9 protein-coding genes are annotated in these 17,948 nt (G+C 37.8%); 8 read left to right on the plus strand and 1 reads right to left on the minus strand.

From position 1 onward, the window contains the following. The first annotated feature begins 2 nt into the window (after positions 1 to 2). The 8 genes from P176_RS0111880 to P176_RS0111915 all read left to right on the plus strand — a co-directional run bounded on the left by P176_RS0111880 (position 3) and on the right by P176_RS0111915 (position 16,556). Positions 3 to 2,309 (plus strand): glycoside hydrolase family 65 protein, encoded by a 2,307-nt coding sequence (locus P176_RS0111880; RefSeq protein ID WP_026754914.1) that lies wholly within the window; start codon positions 3 to 5, stop codon positions 2,307 to 2,309. A 61-nt stretch (positions 2,310 to 2,370) separates the two neighbouring features. Beyond that, on the plus strand, positions 2,371 to 4,359 hold the full coding sequence (locus P176_RS0111885; RefSeq protein ID WP_026754915.1) for a glycoside hydrolase family 13 protein: 1,989 nt from the start codon (positions 2,371 to 2,373) through the stop codon (positions 4,357 to 4,359). 88 nt (positions 4,360 to 4,447) lie between these two features. Next, complete coding sequence (locus P176_RS0111890) at positions 4,448 to 6,838, plus strand: TIM-barrel domain-containing protein (protein WP_026754916.1); 2,391 nt, start codon at positions 4,448 to 4,450, stop codon at positions 6,836 to 6,838. An 88-nt stretch (positions 6,839 to 6,926) separates the two neighbouring features. Then, the gene (locus P176_RS0111895) at positions 6,927 to 8,744 is read left to right on the plus strand and encodes an alpha-amylase family protein (protein WP_231481240.1); all 1,818 of its coding nucleotides are present in this window, start codon (positions 6,927 to 6,929) and stop codon (positions 8,742 to 8,744) included. Further along, positions 8,744 to 10,147 (plus strand): alpha-amylase family glycosyl hydrolase, encoded by a 1,404-nt coding sequence (locus P176_RS0111900; RefSeq protein ID WP_026754918.1) that lies wholly within the window; start codon positions 8,744 to 8,746, stop codon positions 10,145 to 10,147. The genes P176_RS0111895 and P176_RS0111900 overlap by 1 nt, the downstream gene beginning before the upstream one ends. A gap of 20 nt (positions 10,148 to 10,167) precedes the next feature. Then, positions 10,168 to 11,826 (plus strand): alpha-amylase family glycosyl hydrolase, encoded by a 1,659-nt coding sequence (locus P176_RS0111905; protein ID WP_026754919.1) that lies wholly within the window; start codon positions 10,168 to 10,170, stop codon positions 11,824 to 11,826. A 55-nt stretch (positions 11,827 to 11,881) separates the two neighbouring features. After that, complete coding sequence (locus P176_RS0111910; protein WP_026754920.1) at positions 11,882 to 14,008, plus strand: glycoside hydrolase family 97 catalytic domain-containing protein; 2,127 nt, start codon at positions 11,882 to 11,884, stop codon at positions 14,006 to 14,008. Between the two features lie 154 nt (positions 14,009 to 14,162). Then, positions 14,163 to 16,556, plus strand: a complete 2,394-nt coding sequence (locus P176_RS0111915; protein ID WP_026754921.1) for a cell surface protein — start codon at positions 14,163 to 14,165, stop codon at positions 16,554 to 16,556. On the opposite strand, the gene P176_RS19405 is transcribed toward P176_RS0111915, so the two are convergent. Then, the gene (locus P176_RS19405) at positions 16,553 to 17,827 is read right to left on the minus strand and encodes a Pycsar system effector family protein (protein WP_081820713.1); all 1,275 of its coding nucleotides are present in this window, start codon (positions 17,825 to 17,827) and stop codon (positions 16,553 to 16,555) included. The genes P176_RS0111915 and P176_RS19405 overlap by 4 nt on opposite strands. Positions 17,828 to 17,948 lie beyond the last annotated feature (121 nt).

Consider the following 17,948-nt stretch of genomic DNA (forward strand, 5'->3'; position numbering starts at 1 on the left):
TCATGAATCATAATTATATAAAACCAGATGCTTGGTCCATCATAGAAGAAGGATTTAATCAAGAGCATGTTAAATCATCCGAAAGTTTATTTAGCATTGGTAACGGGGCCATGGGCCAACGTGCCAATTTTGAAGAGCATTATTCCGGTAAGACCTTTCAAGGAAGCTATATTGCTGGCGTTTACTACCCAGATAAAACACGAGTAGGCTGGTGGAAAAATGGTTACCCAGAATATTTTGCCAAAGTATTAAACGCACCAAATTGGATAGGGATTGATGTAGCCGTTAATGGCGAGGTACTAGATTTGGCCAAATGTAATAAGGTAGACCATTTCCGTAGAGAACTCAATATGAAAGAAGGTTGGTTGTCTCGAAGTTTTACGGCCACTCTTCAAAACTTTACAGAGATCAAAGTTGAGGTCAAGCGTTTTTTGAGTTTGGATATGGATGAGGTTGGGGCTATTCAATACCAAATTACACCAATAAATAAAGATGCTCACGTTCAGTTCTCGCCTTATTTAGATAATGGTATTACCAATGAAGATACCAATTGGGATGATAAATTTTGGGATGTACTCGCCGTTGATCATGATGGTGATCAGGCATTTATTACATCACGTACCATGAAGACCCATTTTTATGTATGCACAGCCATGCATACTCAGGTATCTATAAATGGTGAGCCCACAAACCAAGAGAAAGACGTGGATGCTGGTGCAGATAAAATCATGTTTTCTTATCAAAACGATGTCAAAAAAGGTGATGTGATCACAATGACCAAGTTTGGTGGGTATACGGTAGATCGTAATCATGATCAAAACGAATTGGTTTCGGTTGCAAAAAAGACACTTCAAGAAGCTATGAATATTGGCTTTGACGCTTTATTGGCACAACAAAAAGAGGCATGGGCAAAAATTTGGCACATGTCTGATATTACCATTGAGGGAGACGTTGCTGCACAACAGGGTATTCGTTTCAATATCTTTCAGCTTAATCAAACCTATCTTGGTAAGGATGCAAGACTTAACATAGGGCCTAAAGGTTTTACAGGTGAAAAGTACGGGGGAAGCACGTATTGGGACACTGAAGCGTATTGCATACCATTTTACATGGCTACTAAAGATCAAGAAGTGGCTAGAAACTTATTGGCTTACCGCTATAACCATTTAGAAAAGGCCATTGAAAATGCCGAAAAACTTGGGTTTTCACATGGAGCAGCACTCTATCCTATGGTGACCATGAACGGTGAAGAATGTCATAATGAGTGGGAAATTACCTTTGAGGAAATTCACCGTAACGGTGCAATTGCTTTTGCTATCTACAACTATTTTAGATTTACAGGAGACTTCAGTTATATTCCAGAGAAAGGATTAGAGGTGCTTATTGGCATTTCTAGATTTTGGCAACAGCGCGCTACCTTTTCCGAAGCAAAAAATAAATATGTCATATTAGGGGTTACGGGTCCTAATGAGTATGAAAATAATATCAACAATAACTTCTATACGAATTACATGGCCAAGTGGTGTATTGAATATACCCTAGAGGTCATTGGTAAGGTTAAAGATGGTTATGCTGATGATTATGCAAGGATTAAGGGCAAGACAAAAATTACAGACAATGAGCTAGATCAATGGGAAAAAGTAGCGAGTGAAATGTACTTTCCTTTTGACAAAGAGCGAAATATTTATTTACAACAGGATGGCTTCTTGGATAAAGAGCTCATCACTGTAGCCAATTTGCATAAGTCGCAACGCCCAATTAATCAAAAATGGTCATGGGATCGTATTTTGCGTTCACCATATATCAAACAAGCCGATACCTTGCAAGGGTTTTACTTCTTTGAAGATCATTTTTCTACGGAGGAACTAGAACGCCATTTTGATTTTTATGAGCCATTCACCGTTCATGAAAGTTCACTTTCGCCTTGTGTACATAGTATACAGGCTGCCAAACTAGACCGTATGGATCAAGCCTATATGTTCTATTTGAGAACCTCAAGATTAGATTTAGACGATTATAATAAAGAGGTAGAAGAAGGATTGCACATTACCTCTATGGCTGGGACTTGGATGAGTATTGTAGAAGGTTTTGGTGGTATGCGCGTTAAAGAAGACGCACTGTCTTTTGATCCTAAAATTCCTAATGAATGGGAAGCCTATTCCTTTAAAATCAATTTCAGGAATCAAATCTTAAAAATTAACGTCAGCAAAGCAGAAACAACTTTTGAACTAGAAGGGGATACCGAGATTGATATCTTGGTCAATGGTAAAGTGGTAGCCGTTGGACCCAATACTTTAGTAACTGTTTAATTAAAAAGAATTGACCTGCTGACTTTCCAAAGTTAGCAGGTCTTTTATTAATGATTATAATATGAAGACATTCAAACTAAAAGACATGTTGAGATACAGTGCTATAGCTCTAATGCTTTTGGTATTTGGATGCAAAAATGAAAACACCAAAGCTGCTACGGAAGCTAAATCATCAGCAGAAACAGCCTTCATTGATCAAAATGATATTGAACGGATTGAGCCCCCAAATTGGTGGGTAGGGTTTGAAAATGATACGTTACAGTTATTGGTAAAACATGATCATATTGCGAGTTATTCGCCTCAAATTAATGCCGATGGCATTTCAATTCAAAAGGTGACCAAAGGTGATAACAGCAACAACTATCTTTTTATTGATATTATTATTGCTGAAGGGACTTCCGCAGGAACATTCAATATTCAGTTCAAAAATGATCAAGACGATACCTTAATAGCTACTTATGAGCTAAAAGCCCGCGAAAAATCGGCTCAAGATTTTATTGGTTTTGATAGTAGTGATGCCATTTACTTAATCACACCAGATCGATTTGCAAACGCCAACGCGCTTAATGACACCCCGCTTTCTATGGAAGGCCAACCTGAACTTTTAGAGCAAACCGTTGATCGCAGTAATGATTATGCCAGACATGGCGGCGATATTGAGGGCATTACCCAACATTTGGACTATATTTCCAATCTCGGTTTTACAGCCGTTTGGCCACAGCCGTTGTTAATCAATGACATGAAACATGCGTCTTACCATGGGTATGCCATAACCGATCTGTATAGGTTAGATCCTCGTTTTGGAACCTTGAGCGCTTATCAAGAGCTTTCTCAAGCCTTAAAGCAAAAGGAGATGAAACTCATTATGGATCAAGTGGCCAACCATTGCGGAATAGAGCACTGGTGGATGAAAGATCTTCCATTTAAGGATTGGGTGAATCTTCAAAAAAACTATGAGGATCATATAGAGCATTGGAACAACGATGTTACTATGAACTCAAACCATAGGCGTACCACCAATCAAGATACTTATGCTTCAAAGGCAGACCATGATGCACTTTCCCAAGGTTGGTTTGTATCTACTATGCCAGATTTGAATCAGCGTAACCCATTTATGGCAACCTATCTCATCCAAAATAGTATTTGGTGGATAGAAACCGCACAATTGGATGGCATTCGTCAAGACACCTATCCTTATCCTGATAAAACCTTTATGAGTCACTGGGCAGGTGCTATCATGACCGAATATCCAAATTTTAGTATTGTAGGTGAGGAGTGGAGTTACAATCCCTTGCTCATTGGCTATTGGCAAGATGGGGCTAATAATAAAGATGGGTACGACTCCAATTTAAGATCTACTATGGATTTTGCCATGCAAGCTAATGTCATAGCGGCCCTCAATGAAGAAGAAAGTTGGGATAAAGGCCTAGTAAAAATATATGAGGGACTTGCTAATGATTTTCATTATGCCAGCCCAAAAGACATTATGGTCTTTCCAGATAACCATGATATGAGTCGCGTTTTTACGCAACTTAAAGGAGATATCGCTAACACAAAAATGGCGTTGGCAACCTATGCCATGATGCCTAGAATACTTCAAATGTATTATGGCACAGAGATCTTGATGAATGATTTTGAGAATCCTGGCGATCATGGGTTAATCAGGACAGACTATCCTGGTGGATGGGAAGGCGACACCAAAAATGCCTTTACAGGAGCAGGACTTTCTTCGGAAGAAAAGGACATGCAATCTTTCGTTAAAAAATTGCTCAATTACCGTAAAACCAGTGATGCCATTCACGATGGAAAGACATTGCATTTTGCACCCGAAAACGGCATTTATGTATTGAGCAGAAGTCTTAATGATGAAACTGTGGTCTTGATTTTGAATAAAAATCAAAAGGCAACAGCTTTAGATCTCAAACGTTTTGCTGAAATGGGATTGGATGGACAAACACTAAAAAATGTAATTTCTGAAGAAACTGTAAAATGGCAAGACAGTATCCAGTTGTCCAACAAAGGACTTGTGTTGTTAACTACGAAACAATAATTTATAATGTTTGAATTGAAATAAGTTTCAGTGAAACGATGTTTCCCAAGAAAAAATTCAACGATGATTAAAAAGATTTAAAAGGTCAATGAGAACGCTAAAATTATTTATTCTATTTCTAGTTGGCATACAACTATCGTTTGCTCAAAACCCAGACCGTAGTTATGAGTCTCATAAACAGGATAAAGATAAGTTAACGGTAAAGACCAATGATGGTGTTTATGTGTTTCAAATTTATACTGAAAATATTATTGAAACAACCTTTATTCCAAATGGTGAAGCTCAAAAAACACCTTCTCATGCAGTGGTTTTACAGCCTAAACCTGGCCCAGTCGCTTTAGGTGTTTTTGAAGAGTTCATTTTGTATAGCGGTAAGTATATCTCCGTTACCATCACAAAACAGCCATTTAAAATCACCTATAAGCACGATGGAGAACCCATCATTTCAGAAAAATTGGGATACGTTAAAAATGATAGTTTAGAAACCATACAATTCAACCTAGACAAAGAAGAAGTGCTCTATGGCGGCGGTGCGAGAGCTTTGGGAATGAATCGCAGGGGCAACCGATTAGAACTCTACAACAAGGCGCATTATGGGTATGAAACCCGTTCTGAACTTATGAATTTCACCATGCCCATTGTCATCTCTTCAAAGCAGTACCTAGTACATTTTGATAATGCACCAATTGGGTTTTTAGACCTAGATAGTAACGATGATGATACGTTAACTTATGAAACCATTTCGGGACGTAAGACCTATCAAGTCATTGTTGGCGAGTCTTGGTATGATCTCATAGATCAATATACCGATTTAACAGGGAAACAGCCCATGTTGCCCCGTTGGGCTTTAGGGAATTTCTCGAGCAGGTTTGGCTATCACACCCAAAAGGAAGTGATAGAAACGATTGATCAATTTAGAGCAGAAGACATTCCTGTAGACGCCATTATTCTAGATCTATATTGGTTTGGAAAAGAACTGAAGGGCACCATGGGAAATCTGGCTTTTGATCGAGATTCTTTCCCAAATCCTGAGCAAATGATCAAGGATTTGCACGATAGAAATGTAGAGACGGTATTAATAACAGAGCCTTTTGTGTTGACCACTTCTAATCGTTGGCAAGAGGCGGTAGATCAAGATGTGCTTGCTAAGGACAGCTTAGGTCATCCCTATAAATTTGATTTTTACTTCGGAAACACGGGCTTGATTGATATCTATGCTCCAAAAGGGGAACAATGGTTTAAAAACATTTACAAAGATTTGGCCGCTATGGGCGTCAATGGTTTTTGGGGAGATTTGGGCGAGCCAGAAGTCCATCCCTCAGCCTTAATTCATGCTACAGGTACAGCAGATGAAGTTCATAATATTTACGGCCACGATTGGGCAAAATTAGTTCAAGAAGCAAGTTTAGAAACTAACCCAAACAAAAGACCTTTTGTATTAATGCGTGCAGGGTATTCTGGGTCACAACGCTACGGTTTAGTGCCTTGGTCTGGAGATGTCAATAGAACTTGGGGAGGCTTGCAAAGTCAGCCAGAAATTGCACTTCAAATGGGTATGCAGGGTTTGGCTTATATGCACAGTGATCTCGGTGGTTTTGCAGGAGCAAATCTCGATGATGAATTATATGTACGATGGTTACAGTACGGCGTTTTCAATCCCATATTTAGACCACATGCGCAAGAAGAAGTACCTAGTGAACCCATTTTTAGAAGTAAAAAAGCCAAAGCATTAGCAAAACAGGCGATCGAGTTGCGCTATAAATTATTACCTTATAACTATAACCTAATGTTTGAAAACAATCAAACAGGAACCCCCTTAATGCGACCATTATTTTTTGAGGAAGCAGATAACCCTAAGTTGTTTGATTATTCTGAAGCCTATTTGTGGGGCCCCGATATTCTAGTCGCTCCAGTTTTAAAGTCCGGACAAATAACTAAAGATGTCTATTTTCCGAAGAACTCCAATTGGTATGATTTCTATACCGATGAAAAGATGGAGGGCGGACAAACAAAAACCATTCAAACTAAAGAACAATCCATACCAACATTTGTTAGAGGTGGCAGTTTTATTCCTATGGTAGAAAACCTAAATTCCACTAAAGATCATCAACTCCAAGATTACCAACTGCATTACTATTTTGATGACTCAATCTCAACATCTGAACGTGAATTTTATAACGACAATGGCGAAGTTGCTGCCCATGAAAAGGGGATTTATGAGATTTTGGAGTATCAAGCAAATTACGAGGATAACAGGCTAGAATTTGCATTCGAATTAGAAAAAGGGGTCAACCTAAGCCTCTCTAAAAAGTTAATTCAATTCGTAATCCACAATATATCCCAGCAGCCTAAAACAATCAAGTTAAATTCTAAAAGTGTAGAAAGTAAATGGGATGCGCAAGCAAAAACAGTAACTGTTCCGATTTCTTGGGATACGAGTTCGCAAAATATCAAGATTAAAATAAAACTAGCCAAATAAGTTTATAATGAAACACAACAATCTCTATATCCTTACGCTAATTATGCTATGCTTTTTTGGCTGTAAAAACGAAACAAAACCATCAGACATGGAGCCTAACCAAAATGTCGATTCGATACAGAAACCTATGAAGAAAAAAGAAGTTGTTTACCAAGTCTTTACCAGACTCTTCGGAAATACAAACACCACCAACAAACCCTGGGGAACTTTAGAAGAAAATGGGGTTGGAAAGTTTAATGATTTTACAGACAAAGCACTTGGCGAGATTAAAGATTTAGGCATTACCCACATTTGGTACACTGGGGTTCCGCATCATGATGTGATTACCGATTATACACAATTTGGGATTTCAAATGACGATCCAGATATTGTAAAAGGACGAGCAGGTTCTCCCTATGCCGTAAAAGATTACTATAACGTCAATCCCGATTTGGCTGTTAATGTCGACAATCGTTTGGAAGAATTTGAAGCCTTGATTGAACGATCACATAAAGCAGGCTTAAAGGTTATTATCGATATCGTTCCAAATCACGTGGCTCGAAACTATCAGAGTTTAACAAATCCTGAGGGAATTTCAGATTTTGGAGCAGATGATGATAAGACAGTGACCTATAACGTAGATAATAATTTTTATTACAATCCTGGAGAGCCGTTTCAAGTTCCAAATTGGAAAAATGGTTACCAGCCTTTGGGAGGTGAAACCCACCAAATGGCCGATGGAAAATTTAAGGAAATCCCAGCAAAATGGACGGGAAATGGTTCACGTGCCTCCCAGCCTGATATGAATGATTGGTATGAAACAGTTAAAGTCAACTACGGAATTTCTCCCGATGGTGTTAAGGATTTTGACGAATTACCAGAGGGCTTCGAGAATGAAAACTATAAAGCGCATTTTGAATTTTGGAAAGACAAAACCGTTCCCAGTTCTTGGGTCAAGTTTAAGGATATTGCCTTATACTGGACAAATAAGGGCATTGATGGTTTCCGATTTGATATGGCCGAAATGGTGCCAGTAGAGTTTTGGAGCTATATGAACTCAGCGATCAAAATGGAAAATCCAGATGCATTTCTATTGGCAGAAGTTTATAATCCTAGCCTTTATCGAGCGTATATCAAAAAAGGGAAAATGGATTATTTGTACGATAAAGTACAGCTTTACGATACCTTAAAACACGTGATGCAAGGTCACGGAAAGACAGATCACATCCCGCCAATTCAAGAAGATCTAAAAGATATTGAGCACCATATGCTTCACTTTTTAGAAAACCATGACGAGCAACGTATTGCCAGCCCGGATTTTGCTGGTAGTGCCAAAAAAGGAAAACCTGCCATGGTGGTATCTACTGCCATAAGCACATCTCCTACCATGATTTATTTCGGACAAGAATTTGGAGAGCCCGCTCAAGAAGATTTGGGTTTTGGTGACCCCACGAGAACTTCCATTTTTGACTATGGAAGCGTTCCAAGTTACGTGCGTTGGGTAAATGATAAGCAATTTGATGGCGGTCAATCTACACCAAAAGAAAAAGAATTAAGAGATTTCTATAAACGACTCCTAAACTTTACCATCAACAGCCCGGCTTTGGCAGGACACTATGCAGATATCCACTTGTATAATCAGCAACATACAGAATGGTATAACGACAAGGTCTTATCTTTTGTGCGCTGGAGCGAAGATGAAAAATTAATTGTCATTTCAAATTTTGATGCCAATAATGCCTTTGGTTTTGAACTTCAAATCCCTTCGGAAATTTTAAACGCATGGCAACTCGGTTCTGGCGAATATCAATTTGAAGACCAGCTCTACAATGCGTATAAGCCTATACTCAAAGTTAATGAAGATCACGCCACAATTAGAGTAGACATCAAGCCATTGGAGTCCTTTATTCTTAAAATGAAGTCGTAATGATAAAAACAGTTTTAAGTGTGTTGTTGCTATCTTTAATTTTGTCTTGCAACAATACAAAAGAAATGAATGATAGTGAACAACAAAATATTGAGGACACCTTAGGTGTTTTTCAACCTAAAGACTACGTTAAGTTAACGCATCCCGAGTGGAGTAAGAATGCCGCAATATATCAGTTAAACACCAGACAGTTTTCAGAAGAAGGTACCTTTAAAGCAGCGCAATCCCAATTACCACGTCTCAAAGACCTAGGGATTGATATTATTTGGTTAATGCCAATACATGCTATAGGCGCAAAAAATAGAAAAGGGAGTTTGGGCAGTCCTTACTCCGTAAAAGATTATTATAGCGTGAATCCTGAATTTGGTACGTTGCAAGACCTGAAGAATTTTGTAAAGGCAGCTCATGATCAAGGCATGTATGTTATTTTAGATTGGGTTGCCAACCATACTGCTTGGGATAACATTTTGGTAGAACAGAACCCAGATTGGTACGCTAAAGATTATAAAGGCGATTTTCGACCGACACCTTGGTGGGACTGGAGCGATATTATAGATTTGGATTATAGCAAACCAGAGCTTAGAAAATACATGACAGAAGCTTTAAAGTATTGGGTTGTAGAAACCGATATTGACGGATACCGTTGTGATGTTGCGGGTTTTGTACCCATAGATTTCTGGAATAATGTAAGGCAAGAATTAGATGCCATAAAACCTGTGTTCATGTTGGCGGAATGGGAAAGTAGAGATTTACATGCTCAAGCTTTTGATATGACCTATGCTTGGAGTTGGAATGAAACCATGCATAAAATCTGTAAGGGTGAAAAAGATGTCAACGGATTGTACGTGTATTATTCCTGGAACGAAAGCGCATTTCCCAAAAACAGTATGCGCATGACCTTTGTTAGTAACCACGATATGAATTCATGGGAAGGTACCATGTATGAGCAATTTGGAGATGGTCTTGAAGCAGCTATTGTCTTATCTGTGGTAGGCGATGGCATGCCATTAATTTATAATGGACAGGAAGCAGGAAACAACAAACGATTGGAATTTTTCGAAAAAGATCTTATTCAATGGAAAACGGATACCATTGGAGTATTATATCAAAATCTATTTGCTCTTATGAAATCAAACACTGCGTTGTGGCATGGGAAATGGGGAGCAACGATGATTAAAGTGCCTAATAGTGATGAAAGCGAGGTGCTGAGTTTTGTTCGTCAAAACGAAAAAGATAAGATCTTTGCCGTTTTTAATTTTTCTGAAAAGACAAAAACGGTAACCTTCAAAGAAACTCTTTACCACGGCAACTATAGAGACCTTAGAGCAGACAGCATCACCGCATTTGATGCCAATTCTCAAATAGAATTGAAACCATGGAGCTATAGAGTTTTTATCAAATAATAATAAGCAAGAGTTAGAGCATGAGAACAATCGGAATCTTAATTATAGTATTAGCAACCATGTTAAGTTGTAAAACAAACACCAAAGACGTTGAGGATCAAAAGAAACAGGCCCCTTTTATATGGGAAGGTGCCAACCTGTATTTTTTATTGACGGATCGGTTTCATAATGCAGACCCCTCCAATGATGTCAATTTTGACCGTACCGAAGAAACCGCAAAACTTAGAGGTTTTGAAGGAGGTGACCTTAAAGGCGTTACCCAAAAAATAGAGGAAGGTTATTTTACAGATCTAGGTGTTAATGCCATTTGGATGACGCCTGTTGTTGAGCAAATTCATGGCGGTACTAATGAGGGCACTGGTGTAACTTACGGGTATCATGGTTATTGGGCAAAAGACTGGACGTCTCTAGACCCTAACTTTGGGACAAAAGCCGACTTAAAAAATCTAATAGAGGCTGCTCACAAAAAGGGAATTCGTATACTTTTGGATGCCGTGGTCAACCATACTGGGCCAGTTACCAAGAAAGATCCCGTTTGGCCAAATGATTGGGTAAGAACAGAGCCAACATGCACTTATGACAATTACGAGAACACCGTAAGCTGCACCTTGGTCGATAATCTTCCAGATATTTTGACAGAAAGCGATGATACCGTAGCCTTACCGCCACAATTGGTTGAGAAATGGAAGGCTGAAGGACGCTATGATCAAGAAATGGAAGAACTTGATGCCTTTTTTGAAATAACAGGACATCCAAGAGCCCCTCGATTTTACATCATGAAATGGCTTTCAGACTATATCACCGAGTTTGGGATAGACGGCTATAGAGTAGATACGGTAAAACATACCGAAGCATACGTTTGGCAAGAATTTAGAACCATTTGTGATGTGGCCTTTGCCGAATTCAAAAAGAACAACCCAGAAAAAGTATTGGACGACAATGGTTTCTACTTAGTTGGCGAAGTATATAATTATGGCATTTCAGCAGGAAAAGCCTTTGATTTTGGTGATAAAAAAGTAAATTATTTTGATGCATCGTTTAATAGCCTCATTAATTTTGAGCTGAAATGGAACGCTAAACAAAAAACGAAACAACAGGTTTTTAAACGTTACTCAGATATTTTAAATGGAAATTTAAAGGGCTATGGTGTTCTTAATTATTTAAGTTCTCATGATGATGGTCAGCCATTTGATCCCAACCGAGACAACTCGTATGAGACGGCAACTTTATTGATGTTAACCCCAGGAACGTCACAACTTTATTATGGTGATGAATCTGCCAGACGTTTGGTTGTTGAGGGTACAGAAGGTGATGCCAACTTAAGATCCCCGATGAATTGGGAGGACATACAAAGTGATGAGAAGACAAAAGCAGTACTTCAACACTGGCAGAAATTAGGTCAATTTAGGGCTAATCATCCCGCTGTAGGGGCAGGTGTGCATCACATGATCTCAAAAGCACCTTATGTATTTAGTCGTACGTTTTCTTCGGAAAATTTTAATGATAAGGTGGTTGTAGCATTAGATTTAAAAAGCGGTCCTAAAACGGTAAATGTATCTCAAGTTTTTGAAGATGGAAGCGTCATAAGAGATGCATATTCCAATCAAGAAGCTACTGTAAAAGACGGTCAATTAACGATCGATTCAAATTTTGAAATCTTGCTTTTAGAGCAAAACTAACCCTAAGCGATATGTGCTCCGTTGCGCCAGCTAAAAAACGTATTCTAATTTTAATATGATGAAAATAACAAACCTATTCGCAGTTTTAACCCTTTTAATGATGGCTTGTAATCCTTCGGAAGATCAAAATAGTATTGAAGCAACTTCTCCAAAAGGAAACATTAAGGTGATGTTTAATGTTTCCGAAGAAGGACAACCCTACTACATGGTTGCGCTAAAAAACAAGACCATTGTGGATACCTCATTTTTAGGCTTTGAGTTTAAGGATGCTCCAGCATTTGACAAAAACTTTAAAATTACCAATTCTGAAACGTCCAGTTTTAACGAGACTTGGCAAATGCCATGGGGAGAGCAGGTAGATGTTGTCAACCATTATAACGAATTGGCCATAAGTTTAGAAGAAAACACCGAAACTAAAAGACAACTCAATCTTGTGTTTAAGGTGTATGACGATGGTATTGGTTTTAGATACGAAATCCCAAAACAAGAGGGGTTTAAGGATGAGATTTACATTACAGATGAGCACACCCAATTTAATCTTACCGAAGATTATAAAACCTTTTGGATTCCTGGAGACTGGGACATTTATGAACATTTGTACAATACCACTAAACTGTCTGAGATAGATGCCATGCAGTTTGCCAATCATAAAAACCTAGCTCAAACTTACATTCCTGAGAATGCCGTAAATACACCAGTGACCATGGTTGGGGCAGATGGTACGCACTTGAGTTTTCACGAAGCAGCCTTGGTAGATTACTCTGGAATGACCTTAAAAGTAGATACCAAAAATCTAAATCTTGAAAGTAATATAGTAGGTTCGGAAAATAGGGATTACAAAGTAAAACGAACGCTCCCTATGACAACGCCTTGGCGTACCATTCAAATCGCAGAGAATGCTCCGGAATTAATTGAGTCCAAACTTATTGTAAATCTTAATGAGCCCAATAAACTTGGCGATATCTCGTGGTTTAAACCTATGAAATATACGGGCGTTTGGTGGGAAATGCATTTAGGAAAGTCCTCTTGGGATTACGGCATGACTCAAAACATGAGCACTTGGACCGATGCTGGAGAAGCACATGGTAATCATGGTGCAAATACGGAAAACGTTAAGCGTTTTATTGACTTTTCAGCAAAAAATAATATTGGAGGTGTTTTGGTTGAAGGTTGGAATACAGGCTGGGAACATTGGATTGGTTTTGAAGATCGTGAGGGTGTTTTTGATTTTGTAACACCTTACCCAGATTACGACATCGCTGAAGTGGTGCGCTACGGAAAAGAGAAGGGCGTTGATATCATTATGCATCATGAGACTTCGGCCGCAACTGAGACCTATACCAAGCAACAGGATACGGCATTTGCATTAATGAAGAAATACAATATGCACGTGGTTAAAACGGGATATGTTGGTAAGATCCTACCAAAAGGAGAGTACCATCATGGGCAGTATATGGTGAACCATTACAACAATACCGTAGAAAAGGCAGCAACTTACGAGGTGGCTATCAATGCTCATGAGCCAATAAAAGCAACTGGTCTTCGCCGTACGTACCCTAATACAATTTCTAGAGAAGGTCTTCGTGGCCAAGAGTTTAATGCCTGGGCGAGCGATGGTGGAAATCCTCCAGAACACTTACCAATTGTGGCATTTACAAGAATGTTATCTGGTCCAATAGATTTTACACCAGGTATTTTTAACATTAAGTTTGATGAGTATAAAAAAGACAACCAGGTCAATACTACCATAGCCCAGCAACTGGCGCTGTACGTTGTGATTTACAGTCCAGTGCAAATGGCAGCCGACTTGGTAGAGCACTATGAAGCCAATCCTGAGCCATTACAATTTATAAAAGATGTAGGTGTAGATTGGCAACAAACGAAAGTGTTAAATGGTGAAGTTGGAGATTATGTGACCATAGCAAGAGAAGAAAGAGAAACGGGCAACTGGTTCTTGGGCAGTATTACAGATGAAAATGCACGCGAACTTGAAGTGAGTTTTGATTTCTTGGAAGATGGTCAGGATTATTCTGCAACCATATACAAAGATGGGAAAGATGCCCATTGGGACAAAAATCCTACAGACATTGCTATTGAAAGCATGACCATCAACAAAGCTTCTAAAATAACCCTGAAACTTGCTCCTGGTGGCGGTACAGCCATTAGCATTATGAAACTATAGGATTGTATAGCGTACGTATCATGATTGAATTATAGTGTTCCTTAATTTTTTGATTCAAAAATATTGTGGATACTTATAAAATTAAGCGTAAGAACAAGTTCTTGTCATCGACTAAACGCATAATTTTGTACCTTTAATTGAGGATTTTTTTGTCATGACAGATATTAATGAAAATATAGAATTGCCTTTTGAGCTAAACATTAGCTTTAACAAATTGTTGGAGTATTATGAAGAATTAGCTGAAAGTGACGATGAGTTTCTTGCAAAAAAAGCGCAACGTATTCTCAACAAGCAAAGCACAGCTCCAATTTTAAGAGACGGTTTTAGCGAGGTTAAATATCTTAAAGAATACAAAGAGGAAATCAATTTTATTCTTCAAGATTCTTTTAATGAGATCTTGACGAGAAATGAGATTAAAAATGCCTCAGTACCATTCCATAGTTTGATTTTTAGCTCTTCTAAGCGGTTTAAAAGCATTATAGAAGATGCTGGAGAAGATTTCAATCTCAAGGTCATCAATCTTCCTGAGAATGACAGGTATGTTATGGCCTGCACCATTATACTACATGCAGTATATGGATACGATTTAAATTTTAAGCGTCCATTTTATTATGAAATTCCAGATAAAAAAGGCCATTTAAGACAGTATAAAATATTGTATAATGCAGATTTTACTGAGGTCATAAAAAAAGAATCAGCCCCTAATATTTCCGAAGAAGATTACAACGAGCTTTTAGATAATTTTGATGATATTTCGCTTTGGCACAAAAAATTTCCACCAAATAGTTATCTCTTTAAAGGATTCGTCATTAACAATATGTTCGATATCACTATTGATCATGCCATTTCAGAAATTAAATCTAATTTGTTGATTTCTGTAAAAAGTCAAAGTGATTATTTTATAAAAAACTTTGAGAAGACGTTTCGCTCTTTGTTCGATATTCAAGATATTGGAGTGGGATTTGTGATTTATAATAAATCTGAAGACACTTTTGAACATGTTATGGATAAGGGGATCAATAGCTTTCTCTTATTAAATGAAGATAGTAAGGACTGTGTATCTGCACTTTGTGAGGGATCTTATAAAAAGCTCTTAACCGAAAAAAGCTTCTTTACCATTTCTGATGTGGATAAATACTTTGAGCAATCTAAAGGAGAAGCTCAGTATCAAACATTACATGAACAAGGAATTAAAAGCGCCATTTTTGCACCAATCTCGTATGCCGGAGACCTTATGGGTGTTCTGGAGTTGGTCTCAAAAACACCTAAAGCTTTAAATAGCGTTAATGCCAATAAACTTAAAGATGTCATGCCTTTTATTGTGTCTTCGGTGTTGCGTTCAAAAGCTGAAGAAGAGAATTTAATAGAGGCTGTGATCCAGCAAGAGTGTACTTCGATTCATCCCAGTGTCTATTGGAAATTTAGGGATGCTGCATATCAATTTTTAAAGGACAAGCAGCGATTTGGAGACAAGGCTATGTTTCGAGAGATTGTTTTCAATAACATTTACCCGTTATTTGGGCAAATTGATGTTCAAGGATCTTCTGATGCTAGAAATCAGGCCACCAAAAAAGACTTGTCGCTACAATTGAGTTACGTATCCAAGATTATGAAAAAAATAATGGATAGTGAATCTTTACCGGTCTATGATCAAATCTTGTTTCAGTTGAATACTTTTTCAGATGAACTTAACTCCGACTTTAAGGTCGATAGTGAACAGCGCATTGTGACTTTTCTTAAAAAAGAGATCGAGCCCATTTTGAAATTTAAGTGTGAAAACGATGATTCGGGAGAGTTTAGAGCAGATATCGAAAAGTATTTTGATAAGATTGATGAAGAGATGGAATTGATCTATTACTACCGAAAGAATTACGATGAAACGGTGGCACTCATCAATAAAAACATGGCTTTATTGATTGACCAAAAACAAGAAGAAGCGCAAGACATGTATCCGCACTATTTTGAGCGTTACAAAACGGATGGCGTTGAACATAACATGTACATTGGAGAAGCCATTACTAGAGCAGATAGTTTTAGCAAAGTGTATCTTTATAATCTTCGTTTATGGCAGCTACAGGTCATGTGTGAAATGGAAAATGCCTACTATCAAAATAGACATGAATATCCTATTGCGCTAAATGTGGCCTCGATGATATTGGTATTTAACCAGCCTTTATCCATAAGATTTAGAATGGATGAAAAACAGTTTGATGTAGATGGTACTTACAATGCCAGATATGAAGTGGTTAAAAAGCGTGTTGACAAAGCATTTATAAAAGGTACAGAAGAACGCGCCACCCAAAATGGAAAAATCACCATCGTTTATTCTCAAAAAGAGGATGAAGAAGAGTACCTTCAATATGTGAATTTCTTGCAGTCTAAAGACATTCTAAACGATGATGTTGAAATTTTAGAACTTGAAAATCTGCAAGGGGTCACAGGGCTTAAAGCTATTAGGGTAAGTATTCTTTACCAGAGTAGTATTGATGATAAGACGAAGAAGGCCTTATTTACCTATGATGACCTTATGAAAGAGATTAGCGCTTAAACCCAATAAGTATCTATTGGGTTAGTGTTGATATCAGACGTTTCCACAGGAATTCCTGGGGTTTTAGGTAATACATCTTCAAAATCCCTTCCGTTTGTTTTTAGGGCTACAGCAAAAGCGATTACCGAAACAATAATCCCCGTCATAAACACGGTATAAGTAATTCTTAAGATTCTATATTTTCGCTCTAATACCACTCCTAGAAAATACAAATCCTTGGTAAGTGACTTGTACACGTATTCTTTGTCTTTTAAAAGTTCGGAGATGGCCCATTCAAAGTCATTCAGTTTCATTTTATGAAAATTTCCGAAGAAGGTTAAATTGACTTCCTTATTCTCCACATCTTCCTTTGTGAATTCTCCACTTGTAATATTAGGCCTTGTTGCGATAATGGATAGAATCATAGAGACTACACAAAACAAGGTAAAAATAGCCGTTGGATAGATGAGGTAGGCATTATTATCTAAAGTGGCAATTAAATTTGCTAGAACCAAAGAAATGATAATGGCATTTACCGAAAGTAAAATGTTAGCTTTAGTATCGGCAATATCACTCAATTTGATATGGTTTCTTAGTGCTACACGGTAAAAGGTTTGAATGCCACGTTCTGGACTTTCATTTTTATATTGGGCCTTGTATTTGGCCTTCATTTCCTCTTTCTTGTATTTCTTTTTAATCTTTTTCTTAGCTTTTAAGAGCTTTCCTAAATTATCACTTTTGGTCTCTTCCCAATTTTTTAAAGCATAATCGGTGTAAAATTGGTGCTGTTTGGCAAGTACCTTAATGTTCTCTTCGCGCCATTCTGGAGCAGTATAACTTTTGATGTTTCTTAGATCTAATTCCTTTCTCAAAAACTCACTTGCTTCTTCAAAATACTCCTTGCCAAAATGAGAGGCATCTGCATCCCTAATGATTTTGTCAAGTTCTGTCTTGGGAGAATCTTTAAACTTAGTGGCCATGATGCACTTGTTAACGCCATCAATAATCGCTTTGTCAACATTGTGTTTGTTTAAAAATTCTGTGGCAATTTCTACACTGCGCTCTTCATGATCTTCGGTACCTTTGGTGTATCCGGTATCGTGTAAAAGGGCTGCTAGTTCGAGAATTTCTTCTTCTTGGCTAGATAGCTCACTATGCTCAATAAGTTCTCGTGTGCTTTTTAAAACACGCTCAGTATGCTTATAATTATGATATAAGAATGAGGGATCAAGTTCCTTTTTGAAAAGGTCAAAAACAAATTGTTCGGTTTTGGTAATGAGTTCAGATGCCATAGAATAATATTAAATTCAGAATGTAAAACTACGAAATAACATGGTAACGTTTTTGATATATTTTTAACACAAATGCGTTTAATATTTGTAAATTATCATTTTTTTCAGACAAAATAAAACC

This window comes from Sediminibacter sp. Hel_I_10 (assembly GCF_000688335.1).
Classification (GTDB): Bacteria; Bacteroidota; Bacteroidia; order Flavobacteriales; family Flavobacteriaceae; genus Psychroserpens.